This window comes from Aquimarina ulvae (genome assembly GCF_053613295.3).
In genome coordinates this window covers 282,665-306,326 of sequence record NZ_JBSIBP030000002.1, presented here as the reverse complement: position 1 = coordinate 306,326, position 23,662 = coordinate 282,665, and the positions used below count along the sequence as shown (strand labels likewise).

The 23,662-nt window shown below is 36.3% G+C and carries 19 protein-coding genes; 14 read left to right on the top strand and 5 right to left on the bottom strand.

Annotated features, from left to right (window positions below):
• Positions 1-15: 15 nt before the first annotated feature.
• Genes ACWGOQ_RS04920 through ACWGOQ_RS04900 form a run of 5 tightly spaced genes read right to left on the bottom strand, consistent with a single transcriptional unit; the run spans position 16 to position 7,721 of the window.
• Positions 16-1,632 (bottom strand): hypothetical protein, encoded by a 1,617-nt coding sequence (locus tag ACWGOQ_RS04920; protein WP_452056242.1) that lies wholly within the window; start codon positions 1,630-1,632, stop codon positions 16-18.
• A gap of 17 nt (positions 1,633-1,649) precedes the next feature.
• Positions 1,650-2,801, bottom strand: coding sequence for an NAD(P)/FAD-dependent oxidoreductase (locus tag ACWGOQ_RS04915; protein ID WP_452056243.1), 1,152 nt, complete (start codon positions 2,799-2,801; stop codon positions 1,650-1,652).
• A complete protein-coding gene (locus tag ACWGOQ_RS04910) occupies positions 2,798-3,244 on the bottom strand; it encodes a hypothetical protein (RefSeq protein WP_452056244.1) in 447 nt (148 codons plus the stop codon). Before ACWGOQ_RS04910 ends, ACWGOQ_RS04915 begins: the two co-directional genes overlap by 4 nt.
• Complete coding sequence (locus ACWGOQ_RS04905; protein WP_452056245.1) at positions 3,241-5,454, bottom strand: LodA/GoxA family CTQ-dependent oxidase; 2,214 nt, start codon at positions 5,452-5,454, stop codon at positions 3,241-3,243. Before ACWGOQ_RS04905 ends, ACWGOQ_RS04910 begins: the two co-directional genes overlap by 4 nt.
• 14 nt (positions 5,455-5,468) lie before the next feature.
• Positions 5,469-7,721 carry a tyrosinase family protein gene (locus ACWGOQ_RS04900; protein ID WP_452056246.1) on the bottom strand — a complete coding sequence of 751 codons (2,253 nt, stop codon included), beginning with the start codon at positions 7,719-7,721 and terminating at the stop codon, positions 5,469-5,471.
• A 255-nt stretch (positions 7,722-7,976) separates the two neighbouring features.
• On the opposite strand from ACWGOQ_RS04900, the gene ACWGOQ_RS04895 reads away from it, so the two are divergent.
• The 14 genes from ACWGOQ_RS04895 to ACWGOQ_RS04830 all read left to right on the top strand — a co-directional run bounded on the left by ACWGOQ_RS04895 (position 7,977) and on the right by ACWGOQ_RS04830 (position 23,620).
• The gene (locus ACWGOQ_RS04895) at positions 7,977-9,815 is read left to right on the top strand and encodes an FAD-dependent oxidoreductase (protein WP_452056247.1); all 1,839 of its coding nucleotides are present in this window, start codon (positions 7,977-7,979) and stop codon (positions 9,813-9,815) included.
• 49 nt (positions 9,816-9,864) lie between these two features.
• A complete protein-coding gene (locus tag ACWGOQ_RS04890) occupies positions 9,865-10,878 on the top strand; it encodes a heme-binding protein (RefSeq protein ID WP_452056248.1) in 1,014 nt (337 codons plus the stop codon).
• Positions 10,879-11,323: 445 nt separating this feature from the next.
• Entirely contained in the window at positions 11,324-11,902 is a 579-nt protein-coding gene (locus ACWGOQ_RS04885; protein ID WP_518515939.1) for a contractile injection system cap protein, read from the top strand.
• An 89-nt stretch (positions 11,903-11,991) separates the two neighbouring features.
• Positions 11,992-12,768: a hypothetical protein gene (locus tag ACWGOQ_RS04880; protein ID WP_452056250.1), complete on the top strand. Its 777-nt coding sequence runs from the start codon at positions 11,992-11,994 to the stop codon at positions 12,766-12,768.
• Between the two features lie 75 nt (positions 12,769-12,843).
• Positions 12,844-14,490 (top strand): contractile injection system sheath protein, encoded by a 1,647-nt coding sequence (locus tag ACWGOQ_RS04875; protein WP_452056251.1) that lies wholly within the window; start codon positions 12,844-12,846, stop codon positions 14,488-14,490.
• Positions 14,491-14,587: 97 nt separating this feature from the next.
• The gene (locus tag ACWGOQ_RS04870; protein ID WP_452056252.1) at positions 14,588-15,061 is read left to right on the top strand and encodes a phage tail protein; all 474 of its coding nucleotides are present in this window, start codon (positions 14,588-14,590) and stop codon (positions 15,059-15,061) included.
• 68 nt (positions 15,062-15,129) lie between these two features.
• A complete protein-coding gene (locus ACWGOQ_RS04865) occupies positions 15,130-15,579 on the top strand; it encodes a phage tail protein (protein ID WP_452056253.1) in 450 nt (149 codons plus the stop codon).
• Positions 15,580-15,588: 9 nt separating this feature from the next.
• Entirely contained in the window at positions 15,589-16,086 is a 498-nt protein-coding gene (locus ACWGOQ_RS04860; RefSeq protein ID WP_452056254.1) for a phage tail protein, read from the top strand.
• Positions 16,087-16,088: 2 nt separating this feature from the next.
• The gene (locus ACWGOQ_RS04855) at positions 16,089-16,238 is read left to right on the top strand and encodes a DUF5908 family protein (RefSeq protein WP_452056255.1); all 150 of its coding nucleotides are present in this window, start codon (positions 16,089-16,091) and stop codon (positions 16,236-16,238) included.
• Between the two features lie 2 nt (positions 16,239-16,240).
• Complete coding sequence (locus tag ACWGOQ_RS04850; RefSeq protein WP_452056256.1) at positions 16,241-16,942, top strand: CIS tube protein; 702 nt, start codon at positions 16,241-16,243, stop codon at positions 16,940-16,942.
• A 4-nt stretch (positions 16,943-16,946) separates the two neighbouring features.
• Positions 16,947-18,596, top strand: coding sequence for a type VI secretion system tip protein VgrG (gene vgrG / locus ACWGOQ_RS04845; RefSeq protein ID WP_452056257.1), 1,650 nt, complete (start codon positions 16,947-16,949; stop codon positions 18,594-18,596).
• 23 nt (positions 18,597-18,619) lie between these two features.
• On the top strand, positions 18,620-19,027 hold the full coding sequence (locus ACWGOQ_RS04840) for a gp25 family contractile injection system sheath assembly initiator (protein ID WP_452056258.1): 408 nt from the start codon (positions 18,620-18,622) through the stop codon (positions 19,025-19,027).
• A gap of 18 nt (positions 19,028-19,045) precedes the next feature.
• The gene (locus tag ACWGOQ_RS04835) at positions 19,046-19,480 is read left to right on the top strand and encodes a contractile injection system spike tip protein (RefSeq protein WP_452056259.1); all 435 of its coding nucleotides are present in this window, start codon (positions 19,046-19,048) and stop codon (positions 19,478-19,480) included.
• A gap of 21 nt (positions 19,481-19,501) precedes the next feature.
• Positions 19,502-23,620, top strand: a complete 4,119-nt coding sequence (locus ACWGOQ_RS04830; protein WP_452056260.1) for a baseplate J/gp47 family protein — start codon at positions 19,502-19,504, stop codon at positions 23,618-23,620.
• Positions 23,621-23,662: the final 42 nt, after the last annotated feature.

Sequence of the window (23,662 nt, the reverse complement as noted above, 5' to 3'; positions counted from 1 at the left end):
ATTTAAAACTATTTATTAATTCGATGGGCTTTTAGGTTTTCCTTCTTCCCATTGTGCTTTCCCAAGTAACCAACTAAAATCTCCACTTAGTTGATCTCCTGATGTTACTTTTCCATTTTTATATATATAAATTCCAGCGCTAGAATGACATCCCATACAGCTTTCTGTACCAAAAATGGTGATATCACTTGCAGGATTTCCTTCCATAAGACTAGCGGCCGATTGATTTCCTATCTGGAAAAAAGTTTCCATGGTGATATTGGTTAGTAATGCTAGATTAGGGTTTCCACCAGGTTTGTTCACTACAGACTCTGGTACTTTGTATCCTTCTTCCGTATGATTTCCGGGAGGTACATTTTGATCTAAAGGATATTGAGTATCGATTAACTGATAGTATTGCCAAACACTTTTTTGTTGTTTGAAATATGTTTGCATTTTTTCATTTATACGTTGAACTCTCACTGGGATATCTACCATACGTTTGGCTTGAGTTTTCATAACATCACTATTAGCAAAGTACTTATCTTTTTTATTACCCGAAATGGTCCAAAAATTGCCATGTACTCCTTTATGATGTGTATAAGTAGTTCCGCCATTGGTAACATCAACATTTACAGGACATATTTCACAATTCGGGTCTGTTAGTGAAGGAGGAATAACAGTGGTTTCACCATTTTTTTCGATTACATTTTGATCTAAATTGTCTATATGCTCAAAAGTAGACCAAACCCATTGTTTTCCTGTTGGAGTTTTTTGACTGATATGAAAACCAATCATTCCTAATTCTTTTTTAACTAAGGTTGAATCAGGACCAATGATATATCCTTTTTCTCTGTAATACCGATCTTTACGGTCAGAATCTTCCAGAATTTTCCATGCAAATTTGATCTCCATAGCTCCAAGCTTATTTTTTTTATAATCCCCTTTTGGAAAGTCGGCGATACTGCTTTCAGAAAATTTTGTTTGCCCATTCTTGTTATAGAGTTTATTGGAAACGATATAATCATACTCTTCTTCGTTCATTAATACTTCGTAGACCACTACATTTCCGTTTTGATCAAACAATTTGCCGGCAAATGCCTGATCTACTTCATCCGCAATGTCAAAGTTTTTGGGATGCGTAGGAGTTACAGAAGAAAGTACTATTCTAGCATCTTCGGAGATCTTATCTTCGTACAATCCTAATCCAGATGCTGTTCTTGGGCTTCCCCAAGGAGCAGGAGTTTTTCCATCTTTACGATATACCTGAAAGGCTTCTTTCCACTCTAACCAGGTTGGCTCTCCCTTATCTGTAAATTTTTCGGTTGGGTTCCCTTTCTCGTCTCTTGGCCACATGATAGCAACAAAAGCCTGCCAACTATATTCGTTAAACTTTTCATTAAGTTTAAATATATTTTTCTTGTCCTTCAGCTTTTGTTGCAAAACCGGGTCTACATCTACAGGGATATCAGGAGAAAATTTCACCGGTGCTGGGATTTTTTTGTAGTCATCAGTATTAATATTTACTTCTGCTTTATCGTTATTCCCCTTAATCGTTACTTTATCATCGCAAGAAAATAGCATACATGTAATACATAAAATTAGCGCGAGCTGATATTTATTTGAGCAGAAAAGTTGTAATGTGCGTTTCATAGTATAAAATTTTAAGGTTAATTAGTTATCGTTTTATTAGGGTGTCTTCTCTTCCAAAAAGGAGAGGTAGTGTATCGATTTTCTCGAGCATAATATTCTTGCCTTTTTTTTAGATATCCTTGGTAATCTTGGGTAATGATTCGTTGATATTTTTGTAATCCAAGATCGTTTCCTTTTAAATCATCTAACGTGGCATATGCCGCAAATTGGCTCATCATTAACGATTTAAAAATCCCTAAAGATGAAATAGGATCATAGCTGGAAGCAGCATCTCCAACGGCAAGCCAGGAATCACCTATTACAGAACTTAAAAGTTGTGTATGCGCTGCAATAACCATAGGTTGTGTGAGACTTGTAATGCCTTTGGTTCTATTATTAGTATGCTTGGTCTTCTTCAAATGATTATCAAAAAATTCTTTCTTGCGAAGCTGTATTTGATTGGCAATATCGGCATCTGTCATATATCCAACTACTATGGTTTCATTAGGAAGTGTAGCGCTATACCACCACCCTGATAGGTCTGTCTCTACACAGCTTCCATTACCTATTTTGGAATAATCCTTAGGACGATCTTGTGTATTGTAAAAACAGTAAATACCAACCATCTGATCTTCTTTAATTTTGTTTGATTCCTGTAGATTAGCGAATGCCGCTTTTTTGCCAGAGGCGTCTACAATAAAATCCGATTGCATAGATAAGGTGTCTTGCTTTGAATTTACTTTTAAAAACCAAGAGCCAGACGTCTTTTCTGAGGAGATAATACTACTTTCAAAATATAAAAAAACATTCCTTTTCTGCGCTTCTTTAATCATAAACTGATCAAAAGTAATTCGGTTTAGATGCCAACCATATCCAAAAGGAGAATAGATATATTCGTTATGATATAATTCTGAAGATCCCCAAGCCGCGCAGGTTCCATATGCATTAATAAAATTATACTTCAAAAAAGAATCCCATATTCCCAACCTTTTTAATTGTTGAGAAGCTTGTGGAGGTAGTGTTTCTCCTATTCTAAATACCGAAGTGTCATTAGGATCTACTGAAGCGCTACGTTCCAAAATTGCGATATGTAGAAGGGGATTCTCATTTTTTAACGCGATTGCAGTAGCGCATCCGGCTACACCTGCACCTATAATAACAACATCATATGTGATAGGTTTATGATTCATGAACTTGCGTCTTGTTTTACAGCAATCCATTGAGCAACTACTCCGGCTGGAGCAGTTGATTTTCCATTAGGTCCTGTCGGGTGAGGAATTGCTCTTACAATAGACCCTACTATAGCTGGACGCTGATCAGTACCATTCATCCAATTTGGCACATAGTATCCCAAATAAATATAGATCCATTCGGCACCCCCAACAATTCCTTTTCCTTGAAATTGTATGGTAAACGGGTTTCCATATCCAATAGAACCCTTTAATTTCAACTCCCAACCTGGGCCATAAATCAAACCATCCAGTATTTGCATTGGAGCTTGGTTTATTTTAATGTTTCCCCTTCCAAATTCTAATGAATCAAAATCCGCATCTAAGTTGGGATTACTAAGAAAACTTCTATAAGTCCATATTCCCGTCAGAACTTCAGGAACTGAATTAGTTGATGTATTCATAATTTATTATTTTTTTTGGTAGATTTTCCAATACTTTGTCCTAATACGCGTTCTCCTGGTTTTACCGGATCACCTAATGCATCATTGTTACGCTCTACTTGATAGAACTGTCTTGTAATACCAGTACCATCTGAAACGAGAAACCCTAGATCTTTCCATGCTTGAACCATTTGCAAATCACCAGCTTTATTATTTGGTATTCCCGAAGCCCAGTATACCTGTGATCCTCCTTTGGATTCTGGAACGACAATGGGTCTATGTGCTGGCCACCATGGAATGTTGTATGCTATTTGTTGTTCTACCGGGTCGCCAGTTGATTCTGGATAAATATTGTTCCAGTTGTCATAAGTTATATTGATATCCTGAAAGGTACATTCATGAAAATCTGCCTGCCAGGGAATACCTATGTATTTAGTAAGATCCCCTGGTTCTAAACCTTCAGAAAGATTAGGAGCTGTACTACCATCTTTCTCTGCAATGGGTTGAGGAATACTAAGGCCACCAGCTAGGTAGCCTGCATGTTTGATTCTGTAAGGTTCACTATAGATAGCAGGATTATCAACAATCCATGAGAGTTCACCTCCAGGACAAAAAGCACCACCTAATACGTTACTTAATACACCTCTGTCAATTCCAATGCCACTTTTAGGAGGACTATTCCAAGGATTGGTGCATTTTTTGTTGCTCTCACCCCATTCAATACATTCATTCACAAATTTTCCATTAGCCCATTGTTTTAAAAAGAATAACTGGGTTTCTGTCATGGATAAAAACTTTTGGGGGGCTGTATTGCTAAGTGGATTATCACCACAAAGCATCGGCATCAGACGAGGTTTGTTTGAAGTAGTGTTATAGTTTCCTTCTACTTCGTAGTCGTTAAGTTGATCTGTCTGTCTCATGATGTCAAAAACAAACTGTCTCAACCTGTAATACGGGTCTTTTTCATTTTCAGGAGGGATGGAAAGTATTTCATAATTTAGGTTACCTCCGGTTCCTCTATTGTGGGGGTCTCCACCTCCAAAAAAGTCAAAAACAAATGTGTATTTAAAATCATCTGGTCTTCGTAATTGGGGCCATAATTCTTTGTAAAACTTAGGATAATAATCAGGGTTGTATCGTGCTTCATTTCTCCATATGTCAAACTCCTCCTGAGTTTTAGGGTTATTGTTTTCTTTGGTAAAGGGAGGAACACCAAACACTTGAGGGTTGTATGCCATTTTACGAACGAAAAGATCGTACATTTTCTCATCCATAGTGATCATATCTTCCATTTCTGGAACGTATCTTGGATACCCTACTACGACCCAAGCAGGAACTTGTACATCCATAGTTCCTTTTGTCTTGGTTTTTATTTCTTTATCGCCGTCATAAGTAATATCCGTAAATATATACTCGACTTTAGCGGTCACCGGGCCATCAGAGATATCATCGAACCAGCCATCATTGTTCACAAAACTTTCTATAACAGGAGTTTTAGTAGATCCCGAATTACCATTGCCTCCTAATACAATCAATCGAATATTTTTATCCTGTTCATTTACAAACAAGCTTCCTAAAGTTTCTATAGCGTTTGGTTGTATGTTCAAAGGAGGAAAAGTCTGTGGATATGATACTTTCTCATATTTACTGGTATCGATTTTCTTACTTTCTGAACCAAATTTGGCAAAAGCTCCTTTATTATTTTGAAGGTTTACCGTAAGTGGACCTGGATCAATAATTAGTTGCCTTCTTAGATCAGGTTGTGTAACTTCCGGGTTACGAAGAGGATGATCTGGAGCATATCCTTGTTGTCCGTTTGTTTCCTGAAATTCATACCAAGAAGCTTTTTTGTTGGCTAAATGTACAGTCCAATCGATATCTGTTACTTTTCCCTCAACAATTCTAGGAGCTGTGACAGCGGTCTGATAAACAAAATTATACGTACCTCCAACTTTTATTTCTTCTCCACTGGTTTCTTCTTCATTTTTATAGGCAAACACCCTGAATCTTGCCGCTTGTTTTTTGATTTTAGATAGATCATTACTGTCTTTAAACGAGCTTATTCGAACTGGATTCCCCTTTGCATCTTTTTGCTCTCTTCCCATTTCATCACACGCAATTGGTAATGTCCCCGGTTGCTCTGGAGTAAGGTAAAAATCATCATCAGTATTACCCAGTCTTGCAATTCCGATGCTTGGGTGAATTTTAAAAGTAGTATATGTATTGTCCATTATGTGTTGCTTTATTAGTCCATGAAGTTTAAGGATACACCATCGATGTAGACAGCGTTGTCAATTTGTTTTCCATCAATACCCAAAATCACTAACTGTATTGTGATATCTTTTGCTCCATTATTCAGTAGGTTTTGTATTGTGTCAGTAGCATTAATTTTATAATTTCTGGGCTCATGGTGATGTAATGGTCTAAAGTCGAACTGTCTTGTTTTGTCTAGAGGTAAATTACAATGTCCTGGTCCTCCATAACAACTTCCATGGAATGTTGAAATTTCTTCAACAAAATGCTCATTACCTTTTGTAGGAGTATCGATTGTGGCATCGGGAGAATTTAAGAATATCCTGATATGCGCATTTTGTAGGTTTCCTCGTTGTACTCTATGGATTTTTATTTCAGCTTTACGGTGTGTATCCAAAGTATTTGTAGAAACTGTAGCAGGTGCACTGTTAAATTTCAATAGTCCTACTTTGCTGGAGACATCATAAAACACGGAATCTCTCATATAGGTATATCCCAGTTTCTGAACGCTCATGGCATCCTGAACGCTCATAGACCAAGGAGCCAAAACTGCATTCATCTCTTGGGGAGTTCCAGAGTGTACTTCCTGCCACCTTGCCCATAATCTATCTACATTAGAATGATGCGCCCAAAACAATGGATCAAAAGCCGTTATTCTATTATCAGTCATCCATCCATAAATGGGGTTTTCCTGACTTTGGGGATTTGGAGTAAGCTTTAGCTTTTGGTATATCTTTTTCCATTCATTGCTATTATCTGGGTAATTAGGGTTGGTTCCGCCAGAGAAATTGTGCATCCCGTTATGTACTTTCTCTAAAGCTCCATAATGATGATCATAAGAGGGGCCTCCTCCAAAATCTCCAAAATTATCCATAGAAAGTAGAACATCTATGTCATCTTTGGTTGGATATTGGGATAAGGGACCCATCGATCCCGGCCATCGATTCGGAAACCATAACGGATTTGTTTCTTTTAGAACATCATAGATAGCTCTTATTTTATCAGACCATAGAGCTACATTATTGACATTAATAATTTCATACGAAATTCCAGCAGCTTTTAGGAAACGCAGCCCAGAATTATATATCGTACCTTTTTTGACAATTTTTTCTAATGCAGAAATTTCTTTCTTGTTGAGGATCGATTTTCCTTCAGATGTCTTTTTGTCTTTAAGTTTGTCCAACCCTTTTTGGGTTAGATAACATCCATAAGCTTCTGGCAGCACACCTAAGTCATAGTCTTTATTGTTGAAAGTGTTTTTGTTTTGATTGGCGTAATCACTCCACGACCAATATGGCAAAGCTATATCTTGATTATAGTCCTTTAATTTTTGTTCGAAAAAATATAGGTATAGCCTATGCCACGTAGTAAATTGTTCCCATCCGTGTTGACAAGAGTCTGTGTGAATTCTTGCCCAATAGTCAAAACTTCTTTCATCCTGCCAATAGTCTGTATACTGAAACATACAGTTCAATGCTTCTCTAAATGTGTTTAATTCTTCAGATGTAAGAGAGCTTACTTCTTTTCTAATAGTAAGTCCTTTATTATCCCGATGATCCTGATTGGTTGTATTGGTAGAAACTGGATGTAGTAACTCTCCGTTGGCCAAGGCAAGATGCCTGTTTCTGATAGAAACCTGTGTTAACTTGGATATGTTTTTTTGCTCTTCTTCTAAAGTCAACGGGCAATCAGCATCAATCCAACTAGCAATGATTTGTATCTGATCTGCTGAAGCAGCAGTGGCGGCATCCCATAATAGCTTAGGAAAGATACTACCATCAAACGGATACGCTCCTTTGAGCCCAATGATAATTGCAGATTGATCACTTCGATTTGAACCAGGACTACTTCCACCACCAGAACCTCCCGAAGGCCAGCAATCACCGATGGATGTTTTAATAGGTGGTTGTTGTACGGCAGAAACGGCTGATTCTGATGAAATAACATTAGAAGAGTTCTCTTCTGATCCACAACATCTTTCACTACTTTCAGTGGTTTTTCTGACAACAACCGATGCTGATGAGGAATTCATAGATCCACAACAACCTTCAGGTTTTTCCTTAGTGTCTAAATTGTCTTTTGGAGCAATCAGTCGTTGTCCATATAAAGAAGCGGTCATAAAAGTTTCAGGATCTAACCAAAAAGCGTGTAGTCCCTGATAACTGGGAACGGTTTTTCCTTGTAATGTATTAAGGATCTCTTTTACCTGTTCGTATTGAGATTTTTTTTGCTTTTTACCGGACATAATAATGTGTTATGATTTTATAGAAGCTGTGCCTATCAAAACTACGGATAGAAGGGAATTTTTAGTACACGTATAAACCCCTGTTTTTATATGAACTTTAATCTTTATAGTATGATTCACGTTTTTTAAAAAAAAAGTTAAGTGCTAATTTATGGTCTAAAAAACAGGGGTTTATACGCTGTTTTTGTTTTAAATTATAATAGAACTTTGAGAATTCACATATTTTAAATTCACAACTTTTAAATACTAAACAACATGGCTATTTTAACATTTAATGAAGTTTCAGACGATGAAGATGTCGATATTGCAATCATTGGAGCCGGAATATCTGGTCTCTATTGTGCATATAGGTTGATCAACCATCCTGACTATACGGCAAAAAAAATCGCTATATATGAGCGGCTTAACCGAACAGGAGGGCGACTACAATCAGATTTGATTCCGATTCGAGGGGATCATAAAGTTTCTGATGAAAATGGAATCCGGAACTTTTACGATCAGGTTAAAATTGATTTGGTAAAAGAAGAGCAAGGCGGAATGCGCTTCAACTATATGATGGAAGAATTAATGACGCTTAACAGTGCATTAGGTATATGCGATGAGATTGTTCCTTTTCCTATGTCAAGCACAAATGATACCAATAGATTTTGTATCAGAGGCCATAGTTTTTCATTAGCAGAGGCTAATGCAAGTGGAAACATGATATGGAGTCAGTTGTATGATTTGTATCCAGAAGAGATCGGATTGAGTCCGGTACAGATTGTAACAAATGCCTACAATAGAATCCTGGAAGCCAATGATATTATTTTGGATGAGGATCAAACACCAGCATATTGGCAAAAATTCAGATTACATTTTAAATGGAAAGGGATTCCTATGAATGAGTGGCAATTATGGGGCTTATTGCGGGATATGGGCTATTCTGAAGAATGTATAGAAATGCTGACCAATACGATTGGATTTGTTGGTCCTTTTAAGTCATTACCCAATGCAGGAGATGCCTGGCAGATCCTTGCTGATTTTCCAAAAGATCCAACATATTATACCTTTAAGTATGGTTTTAGCACGTTGCCTGATGCTATTAAAAAAGAACTCGAAGGAAAAGTAAACATTTATTTGAGCACCAATATCGAGAGTATACACGGAGAAGAGAGCGATTTTACAATACATCTCACCAAAGCTCCTGAAGGGCAGAATTCCAGGCCTAATATTCCATGTGGCAAACATAAAAAGATAAAAGCAAAACAAATTATTTCTGCGATAGCAGCAACTGGATTCAAATCACTTTACACGAAATCCCCCGCACTTTATATAACAAATAAGAAGCATAACGGGATGAAATTGTGGGAATGTATTAATGGAGTTTTAGGAATGGATTTAATGAAAATAAACTTTTATTTCAAAGAGGCTTGGTGGTACACAGAATCTACAGGAAGATCAAAAATAGAATTCGGACCTAATTTTACAGATTTACCTATCAATTCCATATATCCTTTCTATTCTGTAGAAGATTTAGAAATTGATCATAAAAAAGGAACGGTTTCTATAATTACGGGGGAAGAACCAGCTGCTTTGACGTTGTATTGTGATTTTAATCATACTAATTTCTGGAAAGGATTACAAAATGTTGGATCGAAATTTACATCGCCATTACAGGAAAAATATAATGAGATGGAATCGCAAACTGTTTATGCAGCCTCGAAAGCGGTAGTTGCTGAAGCAAGAAAGCAGATAGGTCTGTTACTGGGAGTTACTAATATTCCTGAGCCAATTTTTACAAGTTATCGTTTGTGGAATGGAGAAGATGATTTCGAACATGCATACCATCAGTGGCAGCTCAATGTAAATGACAAAGAAACTATAGAGTATTTAGCGAATCCGTTACCTGGATTTTATTTGTGTAACGAAGCTATCTCTGATATGCAGGGTTGGGTTAATGGTTCATTGAGATCTAGCAATCTGGCGTTGGATAAACTATCTGACGGAGCAATTAATCCAATGGATAATACACCTTGTAAAAGTCTTGTTGAAACAGCACAAAAAGAGATGATAGAAAAGACATCTTTACGGGTGTCCAAAGGGCATTGGGGATAATTCTAAAACAAGGAAGAAATTAAAAATAATAAAATTAAATCGTATTATTATGTCAGAAAAAGATACTACGTATATAGGAAAAAATTCAGGAATAATACCACCTGTTTTTCCTGAATCATTAATTAATGAACCCGTACAAGCCAATCCAGCACCAAATATTGAAAATTTGGGTCCCCTGAAGCATCTCATTGGTACATGGACAAACCAAAATTTGGGTTCAACAAGTAGTGGAGGCACTGCATCCCCATATTCGTATAATATTATGCCTTTGCCAACAGTATCAGAATCATCAGGATATATACTTAAGAATTTTAAATACTATGAAGAAATCACGTTTTCTCCTATAAATGGTACGGCTCCAAATAGAGGAGGAGATTACATTCAAAATGCAAATGTACTTTTTTATGAACAACGTATTTATTTTGCCGATGGCCCTGCAAAGGACAAACTGGTTCATGCAGAAAATGGTTCCTGGCTTTTTTTGGTGACGGGCCCACAGTCTGAAGAACCTTACGCGAGTACTCCAGTTGTGCCTTATCAGGGTCCCATACCTGATCAATCAGTTACAACCAATGTTGCAAAACAAATTTCTGTACCTCACGGGAATTCAATTTTAGCACAAGGTGGTATTGCAGGGTATCCTAATAAGTACCTTCAGAGTGGTCCAGCTTCGATAAGTGCGTATGCAGAAACTATCATTCCTTCTGGAATTGATAAAACCCAGTATACTACAAAAAGCGTTGGAAACCCTTTTCCTTCTTTAAATAATAATCCTAATCAACCATTACAAGATGGTGTAGCAGTAAATCCAGGTGCTCAATATATACGGTGGGCTGTTGATACAGAAAATCCATCGGCTAAGGGTTCAGTTACTAACATTCCGTTCGAAAAACAAAAGGCAAATGTGGTAGATTATAGTGCGAACTATTGGTTACAGGCATTTGCACAAGGAGGAGAATTTACACAGCTGTCATATAATCAAACGATTCTTATGAACATACCAATAAACGGAACTATAGTTAAGTTCCCACACATTACTTGTAATACATTGACTAAAAAGTAGTATGTATAACTCATAGATCTTGCAAAGAAATTCAACAACCTCTTTTTACAAAAGGAGCATATTAATTTATTACTATAAATAATAGTTTTATGCACTCGAATAAAACCCTTTTTAAATCAGAAGGTTTTTTTTTAGTGCAGATTGAAAGAATAGAATCTACCGTGTAGTCTTTAAATAAGCTAATAAAGCTAATAAACAAATAAAGTAGATTGGTCTAATAAAGCTTTCCTTTTTTATTGTTTTCAAAGTTATTTCTACCCTTCTCAATATGTAGTACTAAAACAAAAGGTAGAAATCCACTTATGTCGGAAATATTATAGTCGACGTATTTTTCCCCAACAAAATGTCGGAAATCTCCACAGATTTGACGGACTTGTTCTACAAAATAGGCCCTATTGCAAATTACCTTTGATACAACAAAAAATTAATAAATCCTGAGCGTATTATGGTTGATGTTGTATTAAGCGTTTTGAAAGATAAACTCAATGAATATTTTAAGAATGTTGTAGGTACTTCAGAGTCTGATATTATAGAGTTTATAAATTCAAACGGAAATGACCCGATTTCTTTTACGAATGACAAAATCACCCCTTTTCTTATCAATATTTCAGAGGATCGAAAATTTAGAAATCCAGATCAATATTCGGGTATTGTAAGAAACGGAATCAGAACACAAATGAATCCAGAAATTCGAATTGAGCTTTTGATTCTTTTTGTATCTAAGTTCAGTAAATATGATCAGGCGCTTAAATTTCTGTCCCATGTAATTAAGTTTTTTCAGGGACATAGGGTTTTTGACCCACTTAACTCACCCCAACTTTCTGATGAAAGTATAGAGAAATTGGTTGTAGAACTAATTTCAATCCCCTTAGAAGAACAGAATCAGGTATGGCATTCTTTAAACACATCCTATTTACCATCAGTGTTGTATAGAGTTCGCCTACTATCATTTATCGATGAACAAAGTATAGAATTTGTTGGAGATCAGATATCGGATATAGCTCTCAAAGCACAAGAAAAATAGTAGTTAGAATCTTCGTGTGTGTTACAGCGAACAGTTAAAGAAAATGTACTAATAATTAAGTCAAATATTGAATTAAATAAAAAGGAAAGATGAAATATCACGAACTCTTTCGTATAGAAATTAAACACCCTTATTTTTCGGATATACCTGAAGATCTAGTACTTGTTGCAGAATATGAAACGAAAAAACGTCTAAATAATCTGGGTTACATACTAAAAAAAATAGCTAGCGGGGTGAAAGTTTTTGCACCTGTTCTTGAAGAGAATAATCACACTGTTAATTTAGGAGGAGATGATGTGTTTATGTTTTATATATACCCAATATCTACTCGTATTCAGGAGGTTACTGACTTGTCTGAAATAGAAAGCGGAAAAATGCTTTCTTTCTCTAATCAGGAACAACGAATTGGCAGTTCAGAATTGATCACTACTCAAGTTTCCCAAAAGGGCATATTTTGTGGGTTTCCAGCATTAGCTAACGTAGTACTTGTTGGGAATAAAATTAATACAAATAGTACCGATCCATCTACTAAATACAGCGTAGTGTTTAAGGCAAAATCAGTGCAGTGGAAATACTATTTTGTTTCTAACACTAACGGTTCAATAATAACGTTAGAGTCCAGAGACGAGCAAATCAGTTTTAATGAAGTCGATATTGATGAAAATTCCTCAGATCAGATCGTAACTTCCATACGATTAAATTTCCCCAGTACTCAAATAAGGGTTTTTGAGTCTAGAGATTTGGTTCCTTACAGCAATAAACCTATAAAAAATATCAAACTTATCAAAAATGGTGATGTGCTTATGAGCCATTTACCAAACCCCAAAGAAGAGCAAAGAGGTATTCAAATAATTAAAATTAAGTAAGTAAAAAGGGTATATACAAAGACTTGTTTTCAGTTTTTGGACATGCCAAGTATAAACATTTAAAAATCAAATAATATGTCTAGTTTTTTAACACCCGATGTGTACACAGAGGAGGTGTCTGTTTTACCACAATCCGTTGCCGGTGTATCTACGTCAGTTCCTGCTTTCATTGGCTTCACAGAAAAAGCGGAGAAAGATAAAAAAAGTGTATCTGATAGGGCGGTACGGATTTCCACCATTTTAGAGTTCAAAGAAATATTTGGAGGAGCGCAAAAAGCAACATTTGAAGTTCTTATTGATGATGATGAGCAATTACAGAAACTTACAGCTACACCGCCAAAAAGTACATTGTATTATGCCTTAGATCTTTATTTTAAAAACGGTGGAGGTGATTGTTATATCATATCTGTAGGTTCTTTTGAAGAAAGTTATACGAAACAACCTTTTGAAAAAGGGTTGGAGATTCTAAGTAAAGAAGATGAACCTACACTTATTGTGTTAAGTGAGGCCACAAAATTATCAGCAAATGATTACCACGCAATTTGTCAACAAGCATTGGCGCAATGTGCAGATCTCAAGGATAGGTTTTGCATTTTTGATGTCAAAAGAGATGATGAAGATGCAAGTGAGTTTAGAAATGCAATAGGAACCAACAACCTGAAATATGGAGCGGCATATACACCATATATACATACGTCGCTTAACTATATTTATGATGATAGCGATGTAAATATCATTAACATAGCTTCTTCTTCGGATATTGCTTTTTTTGAAGAGATTGACGATAGTATTAAAATTGTCTACACAGGTAGTATTTCTGAAACGCCAAGATTTAGAATCAACGGAGGTAGTGGGGATGACGTAACATTTTCAATTTCTCCTACTAAATTACTAACGATCTCTAATGTTCCTGAAGATGGAATTACTGCCGGGGATTTAGTAGCGGCTTGGGCGGCATTTGATGATAAAGGAGATTTTGATATTCAAGTGGAAGAAGAAAATGGTTTGGTTAGTAACACCCCTGGAACCGGTGGTCAAGAACTGACCAAACAAAGTGCTAGTGAAGGAGCAGTTACTCTAGAAAGCAAAGAAGGTACTGCTTTATATAGCAAAGTAAAAAGTGAGTTGGCCAAAGAAACGATTATATTACCACCAAGTGCTTCGATTGCTGGAGTATATGCGACAACAGACCGAGAAAGAGGTGTGTGGAAAGCACCAGCCAATGTGAGTATAAATTCTGTTATTGGCCCTGTAGTAAAAATCAGTTCTGCAGATCAGGAACGTCTTAATGTAGATGCTATAGCTGGTAAATCAGTAAATGCGATCCGAAGTTTCGTAGGAAAAGGAACGATGGTATGGGGTGCCAGAACATTAGCAGGAAATGATAATGAATGGCGATATGTTTCTGTTCGTAGATTGTTTAACATGATCGAAGAATCTACTAAAAAAGCTTCACATTTTGCAGTATTCGAATCGAATGATTCCACCACTTGGTTAAAAGTAAAGGCCATGATCGAAAGTTTCTTATATGGAATCTGGCAGCAAGGGGGATTAGTAGGATCAACAGAAGAGCAGGCATATTTTGTGAATGTTGGATTAGGAAAAACAATGACACAACAAGATATTCTTGAAGGTCGTATGATAGTAGAAATAGGAATTGCTGCGGCTAGACCTGCAGAATTTATCATCTTGAAATTCTCGCACAAACTACAGGAAGTATAATCCACTATAATTTTTTTAAAAGTGGTTGGCACACGTATCATCAAATATTCATGCCAGTAACCACAAAGTATTCAATCATAATTTAATAGTAAAGAAAATGGCTTTAACTAAAGAACAAATAAAAACAGATTACCCTTTGGTAACCTATAATTATAGGGTAGATATTGATGGAGCATCCTTTAGCTTTTCTAAAGTAACAGGTCTTGACCTATCCTTTGAAACAATTACCTATAAAGAAAGCTTTGCCGCTGGTAGTAAAGTAGGACCTAATATTATGTACATGCCAGGTCAGATTCAACCGGTTAACATTACCCTTGAGAAAGGGTTCGTAAAAGGGAAGAGTATTCCTGTTTTTTACGAGTGGATCAATGATATTGAATTGAATCGAATTGACAAAAAAGATATCATAGTACATCTATTGGACGAAACAGGAAGTACTATTGTTAGTTGGAAAATTATTGATGCATTCCCTACTAAATTAACAGCTCCTTCTTTTGATGCCAGTACAAGCGAAGTAGCATTAGAATCTATGGAGCTCATGGCGTTTCGAGTAACTATGCAAGAAGCATAAAAGTAACATCTATTAGATAATCCAAGGCTTTTTGATCAGGCAAACAATTCAGCGTAAAATTAACATTCATGGCAATAGACAAGAATACAATTATTCAACAGTATCCTTTACCCGTTTACAACTATCAAGTACGTATTGATGGTATCGAAGAAGGGATGTCTTTTTCTGAAATTTCAGGTTTAGAAATGGACTATGATCACGTATTATACAGGCACGGTTTCAGTTGGATTATGGGGGATCACCTGATCCGTGCCCAACGTAAACCCATCAATGTAAGTTTAAAACGAGGTGTTGCCAAGAGCAGAAGGTTTTTATATGACTGGTTGCGCAGAGAAGATAAGAAGAATATAAGTATAGCGCTTTGTGATGAGAGCGGTAAACCCATTGTAAGTTGGGAAGTATACAGAGCATTACCTATAAAGCTACATGCACCTTCCTTTAGTGCGAGTACCAATGATATTGCCATCGAAAGCCTGGATTTAATAGCACATGATATAAAATTGACACATCACGATTAATAGAACATTATGGAAGCATTAGAAAATTTTAAGAGTATTGTGGATCCCAATCCAGCGTTGTCTCATCGATTTGGTGTTTTTTTCTTTGCAGGAGGAGTAATTCCAAACCCAATAGATTTTAGATTTCAAAAAGTTAGTGGACTTAGCGCAGAAATACAAACAGATACGGTGAATGAAGGAGGACAGAACCTGTTTGCGCATCGGCTACCTGGTAAAGTAAACTACAACAATTTAGTACTGGAACGAGGTTATAGTACAAGCTTTGTACCATCTCCATTAACTCAGGAATTTAATATTGCTTTTACTGGTTTCAAGTTTGCGCCTTCTAATGTAATTGTCACGTTGTTTAACGACTTTAACGGCACTTCAGCGCCAATAGGAGCATGGCATTTTTTTAAGGCTTATCCAGTAAAATGGTCCGTATCCGACTTAGATGGAGAATCCAATACGGTGCTCATAGATCGCATGGAATTAGCGTATACCAGATTTCAAACCATAAGATTATAGGTATGCCAGTAGAGATTAAAGAACTCGTCATAAGAGCAGTATTGGACGAACATCAGAATACATCATCAATGGATCATGCTAATAAAGATCATATGGTGCAAGAGTGTGTGACGCAAGTATTAAAAATATTAAAAAAGAAAAATCGTAGATAATTATGGCTTTTGATTCATTCACAACGCTGGAAAAGCTTACAATTGAAAGCTATAAAGGTGTTACTAGAAATAAGACAGAGAGTTTAGGTTCTTTTGAAGCCATGTTTAATCCAGAATCCTATTCGCTTTCGTATCAAAACATGTATAGCAGAAAACAAGGGATTAATACTACCGGAAGCCAAGCTAAATATGGGTTTTCAAAACCAGAGAAACTAAGTTTTAAACTTATTTTAGATGGGAATAAAGTGGATACACATTTCGGGATACGCAATGTTTTTGATCGTAATGATGTATCAAAAAAAGTACAGAAGTTTTTAGAACTTACAACAGAAATGAATGGGGATATTCATCAACCGCCTCATCTGGTTTTACATTGGGGAGATTTATATTTTAGCGGTAGATTAGAGTCTGTAAATATTAATTACACCCAGTTTTCAGGAAGCGGTATTCCTTTGCGTGCAGAGTTGGATACAACATTTTTTGGAGATTTGGAAACTTCTAAAAGGCTTAAAAAAGAAAACAAAAATTCACCTGATCTCACACATTACAGAATCGTAGGAACACACGATCAATTACCATTAATGTGTAAAACAATTTATGGATCTGCCAAGTATTATCCATGGGTAGCCAAAGCCAATAATCTAAATGATTTTAGAAATCTTAAACCTGGGCAGCGAATTTATTTTCCACCTATAGAAAAGTAGTCATATGTCAGTAGTAACAGCGATTATAAAAAGTAATGGATCTGAAATGAGTGGCGAATACGAGCTTCTCTCTATTGATATCACTCATGAATTCAATAAGATCCCAACAGCAGAGCTGAAATTTATCGATGGCGATGTCTCGAAGAAAGAATTTAGGGTTTTAGATGATGCATTCTTTGATCTTGGTAAGAACATAAATATTGCATTGAAGTATGAAGAAAAACCAAAAGAGGAAGCTAAAGTCTTTAACGGAATCGTAGTGAATAAAACTATTGAACTTAATGGAACGAACCCGACACTTACCATTGAACTTAGTGATGTAACTATAAAGATGCACAGTCATCGAAAAAATAAAATCTTCACTAAAAGTGAAGATAAGCAGATTTTTAAAAGCTTGTTAAAACAAAATGACCTGAAAGAAGGCACTATTGAACCCACATTGGTTACACATCCACAAATGATACAGTATTATGTTACTGACTGGGATTTTATGGTATCACGTGCAGAAGCCAATGCGCAGCTCGTGAGTGTATATGATGGAAAAGTTTCTGTTTTTAAGCCAAGGATAAAAGCACCGACACATATGCTAGAGCTTGGATTGAACGAAACATATGATTTTGAGCTACAGATTTGTGCCGATCAACAGTATGATACCGTACGGACGATAGCTTGGGATGTTAATAATAAAAAGGTAACAGAACCCGCACAAGGAGCAGGCTTTAAAGTATCCCAAAAAGGTCATGATATTAACAAGATCGCGAGTGCTGTAGGAAAGGAAAAAGTCACTTTAATGAATGTAGTGCCTACTACATCTGCAGAACTTAAATTATGGTCTAGTGCCCAAGTATTAAAATCCAGACTATCCTTAATTAAAGGATGGATCAAAATACCTGGAAAAGGTGAAATAAAAGTAGGTGACACTATTGATATTAAGGATTTTAGCAAAAATTTTTCTGGGAAAAATATTGTGTCGGCAGTTCGTGAAGAAGTTACCGTTGGGGGCTGGGATACTCATATTCAAATAGGAATGGATCCAGCTTGGTTTACATCATCTCCCAAAGTAATGGATACGCCGGCCGCCGGATTGATACCAGGAGTTAATGGACTGCAAATAGGAGTTGTACAACCACTAGAAAAGGATCCAGATAATTTACATCGTATTAAGGTTAGTATCCCCGCTTTTGGAGAAGAACAAACCATTTGGGCACGGTTAACAACATTGGATGCCGGAGAAAACAGAGGTACTTTTTTTATCCCACAATCTGGTGATGAGGTAATTGTTGGTTTTTTAAATGATGACCCTAGACACGCAATTATTATGGGTTCTGTATATAGTCCTGTTAACAAACCACCAATTCCTATCGCTACCAACCCTCAATCAAAAGGAATTTTTACCCAATCAAAATATCAGGTGTTTTTAGACGAAAAAGAACAATGTATCACCATTGCTACTTCTGATAGAAATCGAATCACAATCGATGAAAAAAAAGAATCTATAGCGTTGTCAGATAGTCACGGCAATCAGATCGAATTGAGTAAGCAAGGAATAAACATACTAAGTGCAAAAGATTGTCAGATCCAATCCAAAGGCAATTTAAAAATTGAAGCTAATGGATCGGTAGAAATTAAGGGAAAGACAGTAGATATAATTTAAATACACTAAAGAGATAAGATATCATGATAGATGACAATAAATTTTTGGGTAGCGGTTGGTCGTTTCCACCGCAATTTTATAAAGGTGGGAATCAAGTTGTCGTGGTTAATGGTGAGAAGGATATAGAACAAAGCTTGTATATACTATTAACTACTTCGTTAAATGAGCGGGTCATGGAATCTGATTATGGCTGTTCGCTTAAAGAGTATGTTTTTGAGAGCATAAATCAAGGGCTTCTTACCAATATTAAGAATACAATTTCTGATGCTATTCTTAAACAAGAACCCAGAGTTAGTGTAGATGAGGTAACGTTAGACAATACAGATCCGCAAAATGGAGTAATTCATATTAAAGTGACCTATACCGTACGTATGACTAATAACAGGTTTAATATGGTATTTCCATTTTATATCAATGAAGCATTTAATTAATCATTAAAAATAAATTATATGGCTTCCGACACAATCATATTAGACGGCGATAAAGTAATATTCGACCCTATATATGGTGTAGCATCAGTAGTGGTGAAACCCGGAAAAATAAAGGCTTCAGGAAGATCTACCGTGCAAGGCAAAAAAATAGCAGTAGCGGGAGATGAAGGTAAGGTGGTAGTGTCTGGATGTACCTATATGAGTGCTGCTTTTCCGGTACCAGGAACCGGTACTTTAAAAATAGCCGCTTTAGGAGCAGATCAGTTGACAAAGAAAACAAAGAGCGGGAATAAATCAATAATGCTAAAGGGAAGTGTTTTTATAGCAAAATTCGAGGTCCAATCTCCGGCTAAATTCATTCCTCCTGCAAGTGCTCCAGTATCAGATCCCACTCCTTTTTATATGGGAACAGGAAAATTATTACCAAGTAAGGATAACGTAAAAGCAACATAGTATAACAAGTTGTAAAGAGACATGAGAAATACGATAAACACCCACCAACTCCTTTTTAGAGATGGTGCCAGCAAGCAAAATGATACAACAGAAAGATTGGATGCTTCCTATGTTCAGGTAGAAAACCGAAATATGGAGCAGTTGATTCAGGAAGCCCAACGTCTGGCTCAAGCGTTGGTTTTTGTGGATAAAAATAATCAGGCTACAGAAACCTGGGAGTCCTTTTTGATCGAAGATCCGACTATTTATTTTAAAGAGCCAGAAATCAACAAGGCTTCCTTACGAAAAAGTTGGGCGAGTCAATTAGCTGCCTATGTGGAGAACCCAGATCGTTTTCTAAAAGATCAGAAAACTCAACAAAAAGTAACAAGTCCGCATACCGTGCTTTTTTTGACTTTTTTAAAGTTGTTGCAGCATATCAAGGAACAAATCAATGGCTTAACCCAAAAACATTTAGACTTTTATTATCAAAAACGGTTGGGGTTATCTCCAAAACAAGCAGTGCCGGATATGGTCAATATTTTAATTGAACTAGCAGAGGAAGACGCACAATTGGAATTAAAAAAAGGAACCGTTTTTCTGGCTGGAGAAGATGAAGAAGGAAATGAATTACAATACACTACTACTGAAGATACTTTTATCAATCAGGCAAAGATTACACAAATAAAGAATGTGTTTGTTGACAAGCAAACATTTACAATCAAGCAGACTCATCTACATAATTTAGATACCCCAGACAAGGGGGTTTCCGTAATGATGCACATGGCATTGGGAACTCCCAATCCTGGGGATACTTTACCTGATCTCCCAGATGGATTTGAGGAAATTTCACAATTATTTCAGGAGTTGGATCAGAATGAATCAGCACAGCGCTATGTGACTGAGCAATTATTTTTGAGTATTGAAGAGTTTGAACTTATTTTTCAGAAACAAGCGCAAGATCAAAACGGAGCCCTTGTAAATTGGCAACCAGTATATACTATTTTAGAAGAAGCATATCGTCGTAAAAGTCGATCCATAAGGAGAAATCAACTTATTAAAATACATCAAGAAGAAGGTTTTGCTATAGTACTCAAAGAAGTATACGGAGATCCTAATTCTGGTGATCGTTTGCCTAGTTATCGCGGACAGGAAGCTTCTTTTGAGCGCATTTTTGAAGATTTTAAAAACGGTGATCCTGCTATAGAGCAAGGAGCTTCAGAATTTATTGAAGAAACCCTAAAACTAAAAATATCGGATTTTGCATTTATTGTAGATAAGAGTAAACAAGATATAACAAATGAAGCCTGGGAAGAAGTATATCGTCTTTTGGAGAATGCTGAAAGACAAGTACGTCAAATTGTAATCCATCCACCTTCTCAAGAAAAAATAATCAATATTTATGCTGCAGAAGCTGCAGAAGCTCTTGCTTTTAGTCAGTATAATGATAAAGAAGAAAGTAAACGATTCAAAACATTTGGTAATGCGCCACAGGAAGTAATAAATACCTTAAAATCCGCTAACCTTGGTTTTGCGGTTACCACTCCCGTACTTTTACTAAAAGAGGGCCACAGAACCATTACTCTTTTTCAACAGTTAGCAGTTGATGAGGAGCGTTTTGCCAAACTTAAAAAGCTATTTGATAAAGGTGTCATAAGCATATATTTAAGTAATAAGGATCAATGGTTTACTCCTAGGCAAGTGACTATAGAGTTAGGAGATTTTCTAAAATCACCATTGGGACAACCTTTATCCGAAGTAACTATTGAAGGTAATACGTTAACCATTACAAGCAATGCTGATGACCTTTTTGAAGATATTCAAAAAGATAAAATGGTTGTTGACACCGATGGCATTATCTATCGAATACTATCGGATATTGTAGATAAATCGATGCCATTACGCAAGATAGGTACATTAGCAGACACACCAAAATCAATAACCTTATATGAGGCATCACAAGTATTTGTAAATGCGATCAAGACAAAAATACAACTCACTCCCGAAGATCATGCAGTCACAGGGATAGAAGCAAAAGACACTACAGATTTTATTAATACTAAAACACCATCTATAGTGATGATGGTCAATCCAGAAGTTGTACATCAATTACATAAACAAACTGATACGTCTGTATATGATTGTCTAATGGATTTGGCAATCCAAAAGATAGGACTAACAGTTTCGGTTACTGGATTACAAAATATTATACTACAAAATGATCAGTCTACATTAAATCCAAAAAAGCCTTTTGAGCCTTTTGGATTTGAACCTGAAGTAAGAGATGGGCTGTACTTTACAAATGAAGAAATTGCTCAAAAAGCAATCACCAACCTACAGGTACATCCAGAATGGATCAATAAGCCTGATGACTTCGTAGCACATTATGATAACTATTGGAAAGTTGAGCAGGATACCCTCACACCTAAAAATGAACATAAAAAGGTAAAAAGTAATCTTGATTTTACCACAGATGTATTCATATATCACAACTTTAATGAACTTCCTGTAAAAGAACAGCTACCATTGTTTCCAGAAGGAGAGCTCATAAATATTGATAATATACCAGCTTTTTTACAAAAAACGCGACCAGGCTATCAATATAAACCTATTGAAATACTAGATACCGATCAACGTGAGGTTACCGATTGGCAACGCTATTTTAAAATAGAGTTAAGTGGAATTAATTTTCAACATACACTTTACAACGATTTATTTGTGAAGCAGGCCTTAACCACCACAGAAGGTATTAAAAAACTAAAGGTGACAGCACCCTATCAACCAAAGCTAAAAAGCCTAAAACTTAGTTATACAGCAGAAACTGACATCGTATTAGAAGACGGCACCACCGCTGATGATCAACAGGTATTTCATATACATCCTTTTGGATATCGAGCACAACAAGTTGATACAGGTGTAACCCTGTTACCAAAATATCAAGACAATGGTTCGCTTTTTATAGGGATTTCGCAGTGCGCTCCTCCACAAGTGATGAACATCCTCTTTCAATTAGCAGAAGGGACTGCAGATGCAGATGTTACAAAACCCACTGTTGTATGGAGTTATCTTAAAAATAATGAATGGATTACAATGGATCCTTCTACGATTATTTCGGATACTACCAATGGGTTACAGAATAGTGGAATTGTTCGTATCCGTATGCCAGAAGATGCCACCAAAGGAGGTACGATGCTTTCTGATCAATTGCATTGGTTTAAAATTAGTGTACCGAAAGATATTCAGGGTATTGCGGATACTATAGCGATAAAAACGCAGGCAGTACAAGCAGTACTTACTAGTGATCAAGTTGCTATAACACATTTTACGACTCCATTAAAAGAAGAAAGTGTCACAGAACCGCAGGAATTTATCCCGCAAATAAAATCAGTATCCCAACCCTTTACCTCTTCTCAAGGGAAACCGGCAGAAGAAGGTCCTCATTTCAACCAGCGTATCAGCCAACGGTTGCGACATAAAAATAGAGCTTTGACTATGTGGGATTATGAACATTTGGTATTGGATGCTTTCCCTGAAGTATATAAGGTAAAATGTTTACCAGCTATCAAAGAATTGGGAAAAGTTACCATTACTGTAGTTCCTGATATTAGAAAAAGTCTGCCATTTCGCCCTTTTGGTCCTAAAGTAGCTGCTAATACCTTAGCTCGGATCCAACAGTTTCTGAATAAACGTGCTCCGGATGTGGTAGAGGTGTCTGTGAGTAACCCTGTTTATTTACAAGTAGTTACTCGTTGTACAGTAAAGTTTAACTCTGGTTCGGATACGGTTTTTTATAAGGCTAAGTTAATTGAAGAGATCAAAAGATTTTTATCGCCCTGGGCATTTGATGACCCACAAGATATCCATTTGGGAGGAACCCTGGATGCTGGAGTATTGGTCAATTTCATAGCCGAAAGATCCTATGTTGATTTTGTAGCAAATCTCAAACTTTTTCAGAGTACTAGTGGTAAAGACTTTACCGATGTCACGTCTTTACCCCACCAAAAAAATGCAGTCATCCCCAATGAACCCAATATGGTTATTGTATCTGCCGCCAATCACTTTATAGATATCGCAGATGAAAATACGTATGATGAAGATGCACAAAAAGGAATCAATCATATGATTGTAGAAACAGACTTTGAAGTAGAAAAAGATTTTTAATAACAAAATAAATAACTAGGATACGGAAGTTTAAAATAAAAT